Raw genomic sequence first — 17,376 nt, 5'->3', positions numbered from 1 at the left:
ATACCTGTATGAAAAAACAAAATTGATGCCTAAGTCTTTGTATACCCAATCAACTAAAAACTCAGCCAAGTCACAAAACTATAGCCAAGCAATTTACCGTGTTGAAGTGTATTCATTGTTATCCTTAATCAATCTGCGCTTAGTGAGCTTATGTCATCTCCACTTTGCGTCTTTTTTTATGCTATCTCACTTTGCTTTTACAGGGTAGTTTTTGGAAAAAATCACCTAAGAAATTGTTATAAATTACTTTTTAAAAGCAATGACCTGTCATCTTTTCAACGTTTTTTGACTATTATCTAGGAATCGCACTTTACACAGTGCACGCTCACATCGGTAACCCTTCGCCCAGTACCTCTTTATGTATAGATGAATAATTTTAATCTATTAATGCGTTTTTTATCGTTTGTCGCCTGTATGCCTTTTCACTAAAGTTCAACTGTAGCGCGGCGCTACGACATTTTAGAGGAGCAACATCATGAACAAGAACATCATTACAGGCCTAATCAGTGCCACATTATTACTGACCGCATCAGCAAGCGTTATGGCCGACAACCAAGGTCAACAAATCAGTAGCAATGCATACAAAATGGTACTTGTTGAAGATGTGCCAGGCGTAGATGCATTGCAAACCGGCCATGTAGAAGAAGGCTTAAACGCAACTTTAGCAGCAAGTAAATACACCGTGGATGACTACTCACGCAATGTGAATTTATGCGCCGGTTACGTACAAATGTCTGACATGGAAAAAGCACAAAAAGCATGCAGTGCCGCAGTAAAAAGCGCACGTTCTTTAGTGGCTGTTCCATCTATGTCTGTTCGTGCTTACGCTTACAACAACCGTGGCGTAATGAAATTAATGAACCACGATAACTTGGGTGCCCTCGCTGACTTTAAACGCGCAGCTAAAGTAGATAACAGCAGTATCTACAAGCATAACCTAGAACGTTTAGAAGCCGCATTAAACACTGCACAAACTGGCACCTTATAATTAGCGAGACCTAGGAACCGTAAAGGTTTGCTTCGTTCAGTTAGTGATAAATAGTCACATCTAAGTGAGTGTGATGCGATAGACAGGCCAATCATTGCGATGCCTGTCTTTTTACTTCGGCAACACTTAGCTATGTTGAATGTGATCGGCGTTTAACTTAACATCGCTTTAGCCTGTTTTTGTCTCGCGGCGACCCTCATGATGGCAATACACGCAAACACCGCAAATAATCCCCAAAGCTGCAGCCATTTAGGCATAACCGCTAACCAACCCGCACCAAGTTGATTGAGTTCTAGCATTCCCATAATGGCGGGTACAGCAGGAATGATCTGCGATATCATCACTAAAGGTTCAGGGATTAAGGCAATGGGCCATACAAATCCCGACACAAATAACACCGGCATCGACATTAATAAGTACACCTGAGTTGATAAGTCGCGCCGAGCAAATAAACTACTAAACACAATCCCCAACGCACATGTGGCTAATAAAAATGGCAGCATAAATAAGCCCACTTCAATAATGGTTGCTGCAACACTGACCTGATACCAATAAAAGCAGTACCCCAAATAAAAACTACTGAACACACTATAAATCAGTAAAAATACACTTAAACGGGCAAACACCAATACGCCGGGGCTCACATGCTGCCAATATCCTGGTCTTCGCCATTGGCCTGCGCCTAAAATCCCAGTGCCAATTAATAACGTTTGATGCAATATCAGTAAAAATAGACCGGGGATCACATAGGGTGTGTAACCCAAGCTCGGGTTAAATGCAGGTACTGAGTTGATATTAATTGAGTTAACACTTTGCTGAGCCAATTGCGGGTTTTGCCCACGGGCCAGTAAACCGATAAGTTGCACTTGTTTACTGGCATCTAAACCCGCAGCCACTAGCCCTTCTGCTACTGCTGAATAAATTAAAAAGTAACTGGCATCGCCGCCATAGCTTAACGTTGCGCCCTTACCTAGCAATAAATCACGTCTAAAATTGGCTGGGATCACCAATAAACCATGAGCCTTACCCTCGCTTATCCAGGTTTCAGCTTCATCAATGCTGGCAAGGTTGGCTAAAATATGAACTTTGGCACTGGCATCGGCATGGCGAGTCACTAAACGGCTCAGCGATGAGTTGTCATGATCAACCACAACCACTTGTTGCTCGGTAGGCACCTGGTTTAAATACGGCAATGGATACAATACCGAATAAAACAACACGCCGCCAAATAGGGTCACCATAATCGCCTTGTCGGCAAAAATAGCCTTAAACTCAGCAAGCATTAACTGCCAGAGGTTCATTAACTGAGCTCCTGATTAACATCATTTGAGGTTAAATCAATCTTTGGGACATCTTTGGCTTTATTGGCGAAAAACACAATGAAAGGCAACAACAATAAAAAGCCCCAATAACCACTGATTTGCCCCAATACATGAGGTAATTCGACCCCATAACTAATCACGCTCACGTGAGAATCTATATAATGACTCGACGGCATGATTAAGCGCCACCATTGGGCGAGTAAAGGCATATCATTCACCGGGAAAGTAATGCCCATAAATGCAAACGCTGGGGCAAATAATGCGGTGCAAAAGCTCACGCTACGAGCACTGTCACGCATTCCTGTAAATATCACCAATACCATTAACCACAGCGCCATTAACATTGCTAACTGCGCTAACATTAAGTCAACCAATGCGCCTGCGGCAGGTAACCCTAAGTAATGATATAACCACAATAAGATGAACCCGCCATGCAGTAACATAATAGGGCTATAAAACAGAATCTTAGTAGCGATTAATGCCCAGATTTGTTTAGGAAAATAATAGCGATTTTGGTATAGGACCAACTCTTGATTGAGGCTATTAATAAACACCAACATCGATAATAATTGCCACAATGCAATCAAAATGGGCGGCACTAAAAAGCCGACATAATTGTTATTACGATTAAATAATGCCGTGGTTTGATTGGTTATGGGGCTCAAACTAACATCGACGGTGGCTTTGTTAGCGCCATTAAGTAACAAGCGCTGCTGGCCTACTTGGGTCAGTCCTTCTGCCAGGCTCAACTGTAACTGGCTCGACAGCAATTTACCCACCAGCAAAAACTGACTGTTATAGCGAATATCAATAGTGGGCTGTTGACCCGTCAGCAGATCTTTTTTTAGCTGATAAGGTAACACCACCATGGCATAAACTTGAGTTTGGCGCATTGCCTCTATGGCTTGAGCTTCATTGGCATAGGATTGTGGCGCAATCACAGCGTTAGCAGCCAGCTGGCGAGTTAACATACGGCTAATTTGACTGTTGTCGACATCAACAACCGCAACAGGGAGTTGCCGTGGTAAACCTGCGCTGAACAACCACCATAATGCCAGTACACCAATGAGTGGAATATAGCTTATCAGGGCCAACTGCCATGGCGAGTGCCACAGAGCATTGAATTCTCGCTTAAATAATTCTGTCATCATTAAGCTTTTTACCCTAGCTTATTGTGTAAGCGTGTCGACACGAAACAATACCGACATCCCCACGCGTAAGTCAGCAATGGGCTGCTTTGGCGTTAACTCGACTTCGAAGGTGCGCATGTCAAAATCGTGACCGCTTTCGGTGGAGCGCCAAGTGGCAAAGTTACCCATCACACTGATGTGCGACACTTCAAACTCTACCTGTTGTTGTAATGCCGGGATCTCTAAAGCTAAAGTTTGCCCTTGTTTAAATTGGCTCAATTGATCTTCGCGCACCTGCATGACCGCCCACACATCATTCATATCGATAATACTCACCACAGGAAAACCGCTGGGTGCGAGCTCACCCGCTTGCAGTAATACGTCACTGACTTCAGCTTGTTTAGGTGAGCGCATTTGGCTGTCGGCTAAAATGGCATTGACTTCTTTTACTGCCCCTTCGGCCATGCGAGTTTGCCCTGCTGCTGCAGCTTTGGTTTCACTACGAGCGCCTTCTTGTGCCATTTGGTACATGGCATAAGCGGCTTGTTCGGTATATTTAGCAGCTTGCCATTGGGTGTAGGCTTCATCACGCTGTTGCCGTGCGACAACACCTTCTTCGAACAAGTTTTCAACTCGCTGATAAGTTTTAATCCGTAACTCAGTGGCCGCTTTTGCTTTGCGCCATTGCTCTTGTGCTGCGGTCACTTCTTGTTGTCTTGCGCCATTATTGGCTTGCTGTTGTTGAGCGGTGGCGGCATCTAACCCACCCTGGGCTTGCATTAATTTGGCATCTAACTCTGGGCTACTAATGGAAAATAAAATATCGCCTTGAGCGACCTTATCACCTTTACGCACTAACACTTGCTCTACTCGACCAGGTACTTTAGAGGAGATATTATATTCTCGCGCTTCAATTTGCCCCTGTAACACAGTTGGCTTAGGCGTAAACGCCAACATGACGCCATAGCCCAGTAATAACAATAACAGCAGCAATGCGAATACTGCGATAACTCTGTTAGTTCGCATGTGAAGCTCCCTGAATTTCAATTCTATTAATATATTCGTCGACCTGACCACTCACCGCCATCACTTTGGCATACGCTTGCATATAACGATATTTAGCCCCTAATTGTTTGGTTTTAACGGCGGTTAAATTCAATTCAGCATCGACGCGCTCAATGGAGGTCGATAAGCCTTGGTTAAAGGCTAATTCGCGTAAGCGCAGGTTTTCAGAGGCAAGCGCCAGTGAAGCGTTCAGTGCTTCAACTTCTTCTTGAGCTTGCAGCATTTGCCGATAACTTTGATCAATCAATAAGCTTAAATCTTGTTTCGTTTGCGCCTTGGTATATCGCGCTTGTAATAAGGCACTTTTGGCCGCTAACACTTTACCACTGCGACCGTCACGGCTTATTAGCGGAATGCTCACGCCTACGCCCACCATCCAGTCGGGTTCCATTTGTGCAAATAAACTGTCGTCTTCATACAGGGTGTAATTACCGTATAAATACACTGTTGGAAAATAGCCGCCTTTTTCTAAATCAACTAAGCCATTGGCTTGGGTTTCTTTTGCCTCAAGCAGTTTTAGTGCGGGGTGTTGGGTTAAGGTGAGCTGACTCAAACGCGACAAGGAAGGTTGTTGCTTGAGTACAAATAATGGGGTGTCTGGGCTGACTGTTGGCACATGCAGCATCCGCGCAAGGGCGATTTCAGCCATTTCATATTGGCGCTTAGCCTTACCGAAATCGACTTTGGCATTTTCAAGAGCCACCTGCGCATTTAAGCGTTCAACTTTGGCAATTTGCCCTTGTTGCTCGAGCTTTTCAGCATGCGACACATGTAGGCTTAACGAGTTCACCAACTGCTGCTGGGTATCAGCCAAGGTGTGCGTTACCGACACCGCATAATAACGGTCAACTAATTGTAAAAATAGCTCACGGCTAGCTAATTCAAACTCTTGTTCTGACTCTGACACTTGTGCGGCATGAATCCCTTGTGCAGCCGTGATCCGCCCTCCAGTGTATATTGGCCACATGGCTTGTAAGCTGGCCCGGAACACATCTTGTTCAGTAAACGGTGTGACATACATTGAACTGGGGATGGTGGCTAACACTTCTGTTATCGTACTGGGTAATGAACTGGCATCAAGCGAGGCCAGTGGGTTTAAATCTTGTAAGTCTAATTCAATCGGTTTTTCTAGTCGGGTATAGCTGCCCGCAATATTAATCGAGGGATAGTTTAATGCATCGCCAGCGTGCTCTTCAGCTTTAGCACGGTTAACGTGTTGGTTTTTTGCCTGCAGATGATCACTCACTTGCTGTAATTGTTGCCACGCCTGTGGAAACGAAAAAGGTTCTGCATAAGCTAAACCGGTAAAGGCTAACGCACTAAAACATAGCGTAATACAACCAGCCATACGTGCAGGGCGCAGTAAGCATTGTCTAATCACATTCATTAAAATCATAATCATCCCTAGAGTTTTTGCTCTATTTCTTAATGAATTATACCCTGTATCCATTTTTTTCTCAGCGTATCACTGAGATCCGCTGCACACACTTTTAAGATCGTTAATGCTAAGTGAAACTGTGCGATGAGTTTAATGTGCGATTATGTTTCACATTAAACCCATCATAACGACTAATTAGGCTGTGCCGCCTACGGTTAAACGGTCAATTTTTAATGTGGGTTGGCCCACGCCAACCGGCACACTTTGGCCGTCTTTACCACACACACCAACACCTTTATCTAGTGCTAAATCATTACCCACCATTGAGATTAATCCCATGGCTTCTGGGCCGTTACCAATTAAGGTGGCGCCTTTAATGGCTTGAGTCACTTCGCCATCTTCAATTAAATATGCTTCAGAAGCTGAGAACACAAACTTACCTGAAGTGATATCGACTTGACCGCCACCAAAGTTAGGCGCGTAAATGCCTTTTTTAACTGACTTAATAATGTCGGCTGGATTAGACTCGCCTGCATTCATATAGGTGTTGGTCATACGCGGCATAGGTAGATGAGCGTATGATTCGCGACGACCATTACCGGTAGGGGCTTGGCCCATAAGACGCGCATTGAGCTTGTCTTGCATGTAGCCTTTTAAAATACCGTCTTCAATTAGGGTGGTCTTTTGGCTCACAACCCCTTCATCATCAATACTTAACGAGCCACGACGATTCTCCATAGTGCCGTCGTCTACCACGGTCACTAAGGTTGATGCCACTTGTTGACCAATTTTGCCGCTAAATGCACTACTGCCTTTACGGTTAAAGTCACCTTCTAAACCATGACCTACGGCTTCATGCAATAACACCCCAGGCCAACCACGACCCAACACTACAGGCATTTCGCCAGCCGGTGCATCAATAGCATGAACATTAACTTGAGCCTGGCGCACAGCTTCACGGGCAAATTCAAAACTTAGCGGTAAACCGGCATCATCAGTGGCTAAAAATACACTGTAGTCATGACGGCCACCGCCACCGGCACTGCCGCGTTCACGCTTGCCGTTGTCTTCTAAAATAACGCTGCAATTAAAACGCACTAATGGACGAATGTCGGCGGCTAATGTTCCGTCACTGGCGGCAATTAATACCTCTTCGTGCACCCCTGATAAACTGACCACAACTTGAATAATACGGCTGTCGAGGCTGCGAATATAAGCATCAGCCTGCTTAAGTAAGTCGATTTTTTTGACTTCGTCCATTGCCGCTATTGGGTCGGCGCTGTCATACAGTTTATGCGCAGCTTGACGCTTAAACGCCTGGACTTTGTGTTGCTCGCCCGCACTGGCAATGCCACGCGCCGCTTTAGCTGCTGCATCTAATGCTGCTGGGGTAATTTCATCTGCATAAGCAAAACCGGTTTTTTCGCCGGTAATGGCACGCACACCGACACCACGTTCAATATGAAAACTGCCTTCTTTTACAATGCCATCTTCTAATACCCACGACTCATGGCGGCAACCTTGAAAGTACAGGTCTGAAAAATCAATATTGTGCTGATGAATGGTCGTTAAGTAACCTTGTAGCCCGTCTAAGGTTAATCCATCTTGTAATAAGCTTTGCTCTACTTGGGTTAAAAATGGCATTCAAATTCTCTTTTATTAATAGCTAACGCATAGTGCGAATAAGGTCTTAAGCGCCCACCTAAACAGGGGTTAATTGCGGCGCAATGAAACGGTTATGGCCGATTATCGGCATTTGCTGGCGTATACGTTGTAACTCACTAAGCTCAACCTTGGCTTGTGCCCAACCGCACTCGGTAGCACGCTCAGCAATGACTCTGCCCCATGGGTCGACAATCATACTATGGCCCCAGGTTTCTCGGCTGCCTTGATTATGTTGACCCCATTGACCAGCACCCAATAAATAACATTGAGTTTCAATGGCTCTGGCCTGTAATAACACTTGCCAATGCGCCTCTCCAGTCACTTTGGTAAAAGCCGACGGCAGTGCGATGTAATCTGCTCCCGCTAAGCGCAATGCCCGAAATAAATCACCAAAGCGAATATCGTAACAAATGGCAAGCCCCACTTTACCAAATGGGGTATCAACCACACATAAGTGATCGCCAGGGTGAAAGGTATCACTTTCACGGTAGGTTTTGGTGCCATCGGCAACATCGACATCGAATAAATGCAGTTTATCGTAATGACCTAGGGTGACGCCATGATCATCAAAAAAATAACAGCGACTGAATACTCTACTGTCATCGGCGCGCATCGGTATGGTGCCTGCGATTAAGTACACATGATATTGTTTAGCTAAATTGGCTAACGCGGTTTTAAGGTCGCTTTGATGTTCGCTGCCAGCATATTGCAATTGCTGACTCTCATGGCCGCCAAACAGTAAGCAACATTCAGGCAGTACCACAAGTTGTGGCTCATCAATGTCGCGTGGTAATTGTTTAAGCTGCGAGTCGATAAACGCTAGATTGGCTTGAACGTCGCGGCTGCTCTGGCATTGTAATAAGCTGATTTGCATATTGTGCTCCTTGTAGCGTCACGACATTGGTGATTGGTTTAGGTGCGTCAACAATTGACGCTTCGGCTGTTGGTTGTGCTTCAGGTGCTGGACTTTGTTGTTCCGCATCCTTCATTTTAGTTGGTATATCTTCAGCCCCATCGATACCGCTTTCATCAGGCTGCGGTAAAATCGCTTTGGGTATTTCGATTTCTTTACTCTTACGCTCTAACTCTTCAAGTTGCGGATTATCCATGGTACCCGTCACTCGAAAACGAATTTCTGAAATCACTTCAATAACGGGCTCCAATACTTTGGTCAGCGCAAATGCACCTATACCTAAAGTCCAGGCACTGGTGCTCAGTAATACCACAGTAGGCACACTTGAAGCCAACTGCGGCACAAAACGAATATCGTAATTAAGGCTTTGAGTGGTTAAGTCGGTGTAGCCTCTTACCTTCATATTACCGGCAATGGCATCCATTTCAGTGTCGGTGGTTTTTACCACGCCATTATCTATGTTTAAGTTACCTGTAAAGGTGTTGAAATACAGCCCTTGGCCAAATACATCTGAGAAATCCAATGACAATTTACGTAGTAACGAATCTAAACTAAATAACGAAAATACCCTGGCACCTTTATCGCTAATCTCCGACAAATGGCCTTTACCCAAAGCAAACTTAATTTGGCCATTTAAGGTATCGAGCGAAAATAAGTAGGGTGCGGCATGCCATGATAATTGACCACTAAGATCTAATGGCGCATTTTTTATGCCTGGGTTAATTCCTAATGTGGCCGATAGGTCTTCAAAATTATCGGCCTGAACGGTCACATCAAACTCGGTATTATCGACACCATTTTTTACTGACCACAATCCATTTGCCTGCATAGACAAGGTTGGCTTGGTTAGTGATAAGGTTTGAAATTGATACCCTTGCTCAGAGGGAACGCCTTGTAAAACAAGGTGCCCTAGCGACAAGTCGTAAAGACTAAATTCATCGACATCAATGGCCAATGTTGGCAATTGCGAGATTAAGCTTGTATGAGTTGGCGTCGATGACGGTTCACCGTGTAATACGGTTTGTGGCGGCGGAGAAATACGCAGTTTTTTGGCCACCACTTTAATCCCTTGGTCTCGCCAATTTGAGTAAAAATCAATTCGGCCATCAAATTGATCCGACCGCGCATTAAAGCGCCATACATATTCAGTCGGTTCGGCATCAAACTGTAACTGATCAAACGACTGCCCCAATGCGGTTAATTTGGCAATATTGGCATGAATACCTACCAGTCGTGGAAATGAAGATGGTGATGATGTCGGGTTAACTGCGGCGCCCTGTTGATTGGCCATCGTTGGCACTTCATTGTCGGTTAATATGCGGTCTCGAACCGATGAGGCAGCCATTTTAGGGGCTGCAGCTGAACTAAAACGTTTAATGATGGGCAACCATTGCTCAAGCTCGACTTTAGGGAGATCTAAATGTAAGTGGCCGTTTTGTTTTTTGAGTTTATCGCCTAATTTAAAATGACGCCCAACCATCACATCGTAAAATGCCAGGTCGCCACCATTTTCAGGATTAAAGCCCCCCCAAAACTCAACATCTTGGCCTAACTTGATGCTTAACGATGATTGCTTATTGTCGCCAATTAAGTCAGCACGGAGTTTTTTAGGTTCAACGGCTGATTTTTTGTAAGGGCTGGGTAAATCAAGTGCTACGCCGAGTAAATCTGAAGAGGCCGACATTTGTAAACTGTAGCCACTGGGGTCAAAAATCATCGTCAATGCCCCATTCCAGTCGAGCTTACCAGTGTATGTGTCACTCAGCGGATTATTGAGTTTACTAGGCAAGGTGTCGAGATCCCAGCGCCCGCCCATATCAATATTTAAGGCAAAGTTTTGGTTTTGCTTACCTGTTTTAACATTAAACGTTAACGGTTGCTCAAACAGCTTCGCGCTAATATCTTTGGCTTCAATTAGCTGATTAACAAAGCTGACTTGTCCGCTAACCTTACTTAGCTGTATGCCTGGCGTTGCAATATAAATAGGGTTATTGTTTAAATTTACCTGGCCCTTGATAAGCTGTTTGCCCCCTTTATAAAGCGGGATAGCCAAGTCTAAATTAACTCCTATGGGTTGGTTTATTTGCACAACATCTAGGGTTGCCCCCACAGTGCGCTTTAAAGGCGAGTTATGAATCACTTTGCTGGCAGCTTGGGCATCTGCCGTTATTTCGGCTTCAACTTTTAATAATGATTCTTTACCCAACTGAGGGATAGAAACTCGGGCACCATCAACCACAACATCACCTAGCATGCCGTGGTCAATATGCAGATCCATTAAGGCATTTTCAAACAGTGCAGATAAAGTTAACTCACTCACCGCTGGCCAATTAGGTTGAAACTTAAAATTACCTTGTTGCAGAGCAAATTGTGCTTGAAATACCCCGCTGCTGTCATGATATGGAAAATCACTTAGCGCGCCGTGCCAAATAACCTGGGCTTGATCAATTTTACCCGCCTGTAAACCACTGTCGAGGTATGCCACTAACTTAGGGCTCATGGCAATTAAGGACAAATAACGTTCAACCCGCGAGACATCATGCACGCTCACATCTGCCGCTAACGCAAGGTGTTTTGAAGAACTAAAGTCTAGGTTTACCCCAGCCTGTATCGCAATATCAGCATTAGTTAGATTGATATTAGCAATGGTGAGTCGCTTGTGTTCAACATCTAAACGCCCTTGAATAGCTTCGCCTTGTAAAGCTAACGGCTGATTGGCACTATCGCTAAAATCAAACTGATAAGCTTGTTGTGGCAAGCTAAAATCAAGTTGATTATTGGCCCAAGTTAATTGCAAATCAATGGGGTTTAACCCTGGAATGGCCGCATAGGGTTGCCATTGCAGCTGCTGAATATCAGCGGTGGCAATTAACGGTTGCTGCGCTTGTTTGTATAACCTAACAGGGCCTATAGTGCCTTGAGGATTAAGTTGTTGCCAAGTGTCGACTTGCGCCACACCCAAATCAGGAACAAGCGGTAACAATGGTTTTAATAATGCCGGAGTGATTTGATTGATATATCCAAACAAATCACCATGACGAGCACCAAAGGCCAGCTTTAATTTCGGCCAGGCTTGTTGGTTTGTTGATATGTTTAAATCATGGCTCTCTATTTTCCAGCCACCTTGTTCAGGCGTCCATTGCAACACCCCTGAATCAATCGCTATTTTTTGCTGATTGACCGTATCGCGCCACTCTAACCAACTCGGTTTAAATACTAATAAGCCGTCTTGTATTTTACGGTTGGCAAAGGTCATCCAAGCATCAAGATTTATCACGCCTTGTAGCTCAATATTGTTGGTGTTTTCTGGGGTAATATGTTGCCGCGACGCCCATTCACCGAGATCTAATGATTCAGCCGACACATACAGTTGCCCGGTAACAGTGTCGGGGCGATATCCATCACCACTGAGATCAATCTGTAATGTTAACTGCTCATTTTGGGACTCAAGTTGATCAACGTGGATCATGCCTTGTGCTTGGTGACGGTTTTGGGTATTTTGCCACTCAAGCGTATCAACAAAAATAGGCCGATAGTCATGTTGGCGACTAATAAGTTGCAGTGAAGCGTCAGTAATCGAGAAGTGTTCTAATTGCTCTAGTAATAAGCCATAAAGCCAGTCTAAATTGGTTTTAGCTTGGCTATTGTCACTGTTGTTATTGTCGGCAACTTGGTCGAGATTTAATGCAACTCTGAGCCCGTCAAATGCCACTGTTTCCACTTGTGGACTGAGGGTAAATAGCGATTGCCAAAAGTCGAGCTTGACGTGAACATTTTTGCTGATAACCGTTATGGGTAATGCATCTTGTGGTGGCAAAGTTAAATTTTTAATGCTCAAGGCAGGACCAAAAGCCTGCCATTCAGCACTTAAAGCTTCAACTGAGACTTGCAGTTGGTACTCACTATAAAGGTAATTAACCAGCTCGGTACGCACTTCAGGCACATGAGGCAATAACCCGCGAATAAGGCTTACAACTAGTGCAAAAAGCACCAGCGTAATCGCCAATATTTGCCAACAGATCCTGTTGATAGTTGTTGCCTTGGTTGTTGACACTACATCATCACCACATCATATTTACTTTGAATGTATAAGGGTTCATTCTGCAAGCGGATACGCTTACCGATGTACACTTCGAGCTCGGCCAATAAATGCGACTCTTCACCGCTTAAACTCATGTATACCGCTGGCGAGCAATACAGTAAAAACTCATCAGCTTTATAGGCTCGGTTTAAGCGAATAAGCTCGCGGAAGATTTCATAAGACACGGTTTCTATGGTTTTCATAGTGCCAGTGCCTTGGCATGATGGACACTCGCCACACACTACGTGTTCAAGACTTTCGCGAGTGCGTTTGCGGGTCATCTCAACTAAGCCTAAACCCGAAAAACCACTCACGCTAGTTTTTACTCGATCAAGTGCCAGCGCAGCATTGAGGCTTTCAAGCACCCGGGTTTTATGTTCATTGTTAGTCATATCGATAAAGTCGATAATGATAATGCCGCCGAGGTTACGTAAACGCAGCTGTCGGGCAATGGCTTGGGTTGCTTCGAGGTTGGTATTAAAAATGGTTTCTTCTAAATTGCGATGACCGACAAATGCCCCCGTATTGATATCAACGGTAGTCATTGCTTCAGTTTGATCAATGATTAAATAACCACCCGATTTAAGCTCTACTTTACGCCCTAGCGCGCGCTGCACTTCGTTTTCGACATCGTACAACTCAAAAATGGGCGAAGGGCCTGCATAATGCTCAATTTTATCTGCGATTTCAGGCATAAACTCTTGAGCAAACTGTTGTAACTCAGCATAAGTGCGACGAGAATCCACTTGAATATGGTCAAGTTCAGTACCCACAAAGTCACGAATAATCCGCACTGGTAAGGCAAGGTCTTGATACAGTAACGTGGCACCTTTACGTTTACGACGCTCGCTGACTTTGGCCCACACTCGGCGTAAAAATGCTGCATCTTGTGCCAGTTCGTCTTCACCAATATTTTCTGCGGCGGTACGGATAATAAAGCCACCGTCATCATCGACATACGGCAAAGTGATGTTTTTAAGGCGTTGGCGCTCTTCTTCAAGCTCAATACGCTGCGACACACCCACATGGCTCGAACCAGGCATAAACACTAAATAACGTGATGGTAAGGTAATGTCGGTGGTAAGACGCGCCCCCTTGGTACCGAGTGGGTCTTTTACCACTTGCACCATAATATCCTGCCCTTGGCGCACCAATTCAGCAATATCGCGCACCACGAAATTGCCCTTTTCGACATCGGCAACACACTCGGTATGGGGAACAATATCGGAGGCATGTAAAAATGCGGCTTTGTCTAAACCAATATCCACAAAGGCGGCTTGCATACCAGGCAGTACGCGGCTAATTTTACCTTTATAAATATTACCCACTAAACCACGCTTCATGCGGCGTTCAATGTGAACTTCTTGCAATACACCATGCTCAACCAATGCGACTCGCGCTTCGGTTGGCGTGACATTAATAAGCAGCTCGGTGCCTTTTTTACGCTGTGCTTTTATATTCATACCGTTCTAGGCCGCCTGTATTCAGGTCATGCTCCAATCGTAATGTTGACAGCACTTGTGCCACCGTATGAAAACCGATTAAAGCAAAAGGTTAATTTTGCTGCATCATGCAGGCTAATAATTCTCGTGTTTCAACTAACGGTAAGCCCACTACGGCAGAATAACTGCCGCTAATCGACTTAACAAAACAGCCGCCCAATGCTTGAATACCATAAGCACCAGCTTTGTCCATGGGTTCACCTGAAGCTATATAAGCATCAATGTCGGCGGCAGATAACGCACAAAAACTGACTTGCGTACTGCAAAGACGGGTCAATGTTTGCTGACCATCTGTGAGCGCAACAGCGGTCATCACTTCATGGGTTTGCCCAGATAATAATGACAACATGCGTTTGGCATCCTCGCTATCAACGGGTTTTCCCAATATCACCCCATTGAGCACAACTATGGTATCTGAACCTAGCACTTTAGCTTGGCTAAAATGTTGACTTAACAGTAAACCCGCTTGGGCTTTTTCGGCGGCCAAACGACGCACATAATCTGCTGCTTGCTCGCCTGGTTGTGGGGTTTCATCGATGTCAGGTGCGACAAGTTCAAAGTTAAACCCTGTGTAACTAAAGCCAGCTTGCGCCAGTAATTCTTTTCTTCTTGGTGAGGTTGAAGCCAGTACCCAAGTCATTTTTATTCACTCTAATTTAAGGTCATTCTACTTAACGTACTTTATATCGACGACGCATATTACGTAAGATCCAAAATACCCACCACCAAATAAATAAGCTCGAAATAGCAGGTAAAAACATGGAGAAATCAAACGGGGTTGCCCCAACCACCACAAATTGAACCCAAAATATCAATGCATGGTAGATACAAATTAATCCCGCTATAACTAATGACTGTTGCCAGCGCGGATAGTTGCGTAAGCGTTGACATAATAATACGACAATATAAATCACCAGCGACAATGCCAATGAGCGAATACCGAGGGTCGCACCCAGTAACACGTCAAGCAGTACACCCAATATCCACGCAGTTAAAATGCTGTATCGATGGGGTAATGCCATAGCCCAATACACCAAAACCATTAATAACCAATCAGGGCGCCATGCCTCGACCATAGTCGGTAATGGCATGATTTGAAACATCATTCCGATAAAAAGCGTCAGCCATACCACTAAGCGGCCATTGGCGATGTGGGCACTCATCGGTTCACCTCATTGCTATTTGACTGAGTCGCTGGAGCGTTATTACCTTGTGTCGCTTGCGACTGCTCCGCTTGAGCTTGTGGCACACCATTAACAGAAGCCTCGGCCGACACACCGATTAAATCTGCAGGTAACGTGAAGGGTTTGGTTTCATCAGGCCAAATCAATAACACATAACGAATACGATCCAACGCGGCTAATGGCTGAGCGTTAATCACCGCATAGCTTTGACCGTCGTCGCGAGATACGCTTATTACACGGGCCACTGGGTAGCCTTCAGGAAAGCGATTCCCCAGGCCTGAGGTCACTAATAAATCGCCGGCAATAATATCTGTACTTTTTGCCACGTGGCGAAGTTCTATTTGATCAATATCACCCGTGCCATTAGCAATGGCTCGAACATCGTTACGGGTCACACGCACCGGAATACCATGGGTACTGTCTGACACCATCAACACACGGCTGGTAAACTCGCTCACCTCAATCACCTGGCCGACAACGCCTTGAGCATCAACCACCGGTTGACCAACATAAACACCGGTTTGCGAGCCATGGTTTAACACCACAAATTGACGAAATGGATCGCTAGCAACTTCCATGACTTCTGCCACCACTTTACGTGAGTCCATATGCACAGGGGAGCCGAGTAAGGCGCGCAGGCGTTCATTTTCTTGGCGGACATGTTCAAAGCGCTGTAAACGTTCTGACATTACCAATTGTTGGCGTAATAGCTCTTTGTTTTGCACTTCAAGCATATTGCGTGTGGCAAAAGCTTCGGCTGACCAGTCTAATATCACACCGGGGACATTGGCTAAATATTGTAGCGGACTTAATACTGAAGAGAGTGATTGGCGAATAGGCTCAAGCCGATCGTTGGCGACAAGCAAAGCCACCGACAATAAAATTGCCAGTGTTAGTCTAAATTGATTAGAAACGCCACGAACGAAAATTGGTTTCATAAATTGTGCGCGGCTTTATTGGCGCATTGGCTGGGTAATAAAGCCGCATTGCAGTTAATCATTAATTCTCTTCAGAGAACAAATCACCACCGTGCATGTCAATCATTTCAAGCGCCTTGCCACCACCACGCGCCACACAAGTTAGCGGGTCGTCTGCAACCATTACCGGAATGCCAGTTTCTTGCATTAGTAAACGGTCTAAGTCGCGCAATAATGCACCACCGCCCGTTAATACCATGCCACGCTCAGAAATATCTGATGCTAATTCTGGTGGAGATTGCTCTAATGCCACCATCACAGCGCTAACAATACCTGATAAAGGCTCTTGCAGTGCTTCTAAAATTTCGTTGCTGTTTAGCGTGAAGCTTCTTGGTACACCTTCTGCAAGGTTACGACCACGGACTTCAATTTCGAGTACTTCTTCACCTGGATAAGCGGTACCGATAGTGTGTTTAATGCGCTCTGCTGTTGCTTCACCAATTAAGCTGCCGTAATTACGACGAACATAGTTGATAATGGCATCGTCAAACTTGTCGCCACCAATACGCACTGAAGATGAGTAAACGACGCCATTTAATGAAATGATTGCCACTTCGGTAGTACCACCACCAATATCAACAACCATAGAACCTGTCGCTTCTGACACTGGCAAACCCGCACCAATTGCCGCCGCCATTGGCTCTTCAATAAGGTAAACTTCACGCGCACCAGCACCCATGGCTGATTCGCGAATAGCACGACGTTCAACTTGTGTTGCACCCACTGGCACACACACAAGCACACGAGGACTTGGGCGGAAAAAACTGTTGTTGTGCACCTGTTTAATGAAGTGCTGAAGCATTTTTTCTGTCACATAAAAATCGGCGATAACACCGTCTTTCATTGGACGAATAGCTTGAATATTACCAGGCGTTCGGCCCAGCATTTGTTTTGCATCTGTACCGACTGCAGCAACTGACTTTGGCCCATTGCTATTGCGTTCGCCGCGAATGGCAACCACTGAGGGTTCGTTCAACACGATGCCTTCATCGCGAACATAAATAAGTGTGTTTGCCGTACCTAAATCGATCGATAGGTCGTTAGAAAAAATGCCGCGCAGCTTTTTGAACATGTATCAGGCCTGTATTCTGTGGAGTCAGAAGAAAGAAAAATCAGCTAACTTTATCAATGACACCCCTATTCTACAAGACCGAACAGGTTAACAATTGCT

Annotated in this window: 13 protein-coding genes; 1 reads left to right on the top strand and 12 read right to left on the bottom strand. The window is 45.1% G+C overall.

What is annotated here, in order from left to right; genetic code table 11:
* The first annotated feature begins 475 nt into the window (after window positions 1–475).
* Window positions 476–988: a hypothetical protein gene (locus tag IEY48_RS02910; RefSeq protein WP_188917066.1), complete on the top strand. Its 513-nt coding sequence runs from the start codon at window positions 476–478 to the stop codon at window positions 986–988.
* A gap of 152 nt (window positions 989–1,140) precedes the next feature.
* On the opposite strand, the gene IEY48_RS02905 is transcribed toward IEY48_RS02910, so the two are convergent.
* The 12 genes from IEY48_RS02905 to IEY48_RS02850 form a co-directional block, all read right to left on the bottom strand.
* Window positions 1,141–2,289 (bottom strand): ABC transporter permease, encoded by a 1,149-nt coding sequence (locus tag IEY48_RS02905; RefSeq protein WP_188917064.1) that lies wholly within the window; start codon window positions 2,287–2,289, stop codon window positions 1,141–1,143.
* Window positions 2,289–3,458, bottom strand: a complete 1,170-nt coding sequence (locus tag IEY48_RS02900; protein WP_188917191.1) for an ABC transporter permease — start codon at window positions 3,456–3,458, stop codon at window positions 2,289–2,291. The genes IEY48_RS02905 and IEY48_RS02900 overlap by 1 nt, the downstream gene beginning before the upstream one ends.
* 21 nt (window positions 3,459–3,479) lie before the next feature.
* Entirely contained in the window at window positions 3,480–4,466 is a 987-nt protein-coding gene (locus IEY48_RS02895) for an HlyD family secretion protein (RefSeq protein ID WP_160053603.1), read from the bottom strand.
* Window positions 4,456–5,853 carry a TolC family protein gene (locus tag IEY48_RS02890; RefSeq protein ID WP_188917189.1) on the bottom strand — a complete coding sequence of 466 codons (1,398 nt, stop codon included), beginning with the start codon at window positions 5,851–5,853 and terminating at the stop codon, window positions 4,456–4,458. Before IEY48_RS02890 ends, IEY48_RS02895 begins: the two co-directional genes overlap by 11 nt.
* Before the next feature lie 225 nt (window positions 5,854–6,078).
* On the bottom strand, window positions 6,079–7,527 hold the full coding sequence (gene tldD / locus IEY48_RS02885; RefSeq protein ID WP_188917062.1) for a metalloprotease TldD: 1,449 nt from the start codon (window positions 7,525–7,527) through the stop codon (window positions 6,079–6,081).
* Between the two features lie 58 nt (window positions 7,528–7,585).
* Window positions 7,586–8,422 (bottom strand): carbon-nitrogen hydrolase family protein, encoded by an 837-nt coding sequence (locus IEY48_RS02880; RefSeq protein WP_188917060.1) that lies wholly within the window; start codon window positions 8,420–8,422, stop codon window positions 7,586–7,588.
* On the bottom strand, window positions 8,346–12,515 hold the full coding sequence (locus tag IEY48_RS02875; RefSeq protein WP_188917058.1) for a YhdP family protein: 4,170 nt from the start codon (window positions 12,513–12,515) through the stop codon (window positions 8,346–8,348). Before IEY48_RS02875 ends, IEY48_RS02880 begins: the two co-directional genes overlap by 77 nt.
* On the bottom strand, window positions 12,515–14,005 hold the full coding sequence (gene rng, locus IEY48_RS02870; protein ID WP_188917056.1) for a ribonuclease G: 1,491 nt from the start codon (window positions 14,003–14,005) through the stop codon (window positions 12,515–12,517). The genes IEY48_RS02875 and rng overlap by 1 nt, the downstream gene beginning before the upstream one ends.
* Window positions 14,006–14,096: 91 nt before the next feature.
* A complete protein-coding gene (locus IEY48_RS02865) occupies window positions 14,097–14,684 on the bottom strand; it encodes a Maf family protein (RefSeq protein WP_188917054.1) in 588 nt (195 codons plus the stop codon).
* Window positions 14,685–14,715: 31 nt separating this feature from the next.
* Window positions 14,716–15,207, bottom strand: a complete 492-nt coding sequence (mreD, locus tag IEY48_RS02860; protein ID WP_188917053.1) for a rod shape-determining protein MreD — start codon at window positions 15,205–15,207, stop codon at window positions 14,716–14,718.
* Window positions 15,204–16,166 carry a rod shape-determining protein MreC gene (gene mreC, locus IEY48_RS02855; protein WP_188917051.1) on the bottom strand — a complete coding sequence of 321 codons (963 nt, stop codon included), beginning with the start codon at window positions 16,164–16,166 and terminating at the stop codon, window positions 15,204–15,206. Before mreC ends, mreD begins: the two co-directional genes overlap by 4 nt.
* A 61-nt stretch (window positions 16,167–16,227) precedes the next feature.
* Window positions 16,228–17,277 carry a rod shape-determining protein gene (locus IEY48_RS02850; RefSeq protein ID WP_188917049.1) on the bottom strand — a complete coding sequence of 350 codons (1,050 nt, stop codon included), beginning with the start codon at window positions 17,275–17,277 and terminating at the stop codon, window positions 16,228–16,230.
* Between the last annotated feature and the right edge of the window lie 99 nt (window positions 17,278–17,376).

Origin of the sequence: Shewanella saliphila, from assembly GCF_014648295.1 — a bacterium.
GTDB classification, from domain to species: domain Bacteria; phylum Pseudomonadota; class Gammaproteobacteria; order Enterobacterales; family Shewanellaceae; genus Shewanella; species Shewanella saliphila.
This window is presented reverse-complemented; position numbering and strand designations above follow the sequence as displayed.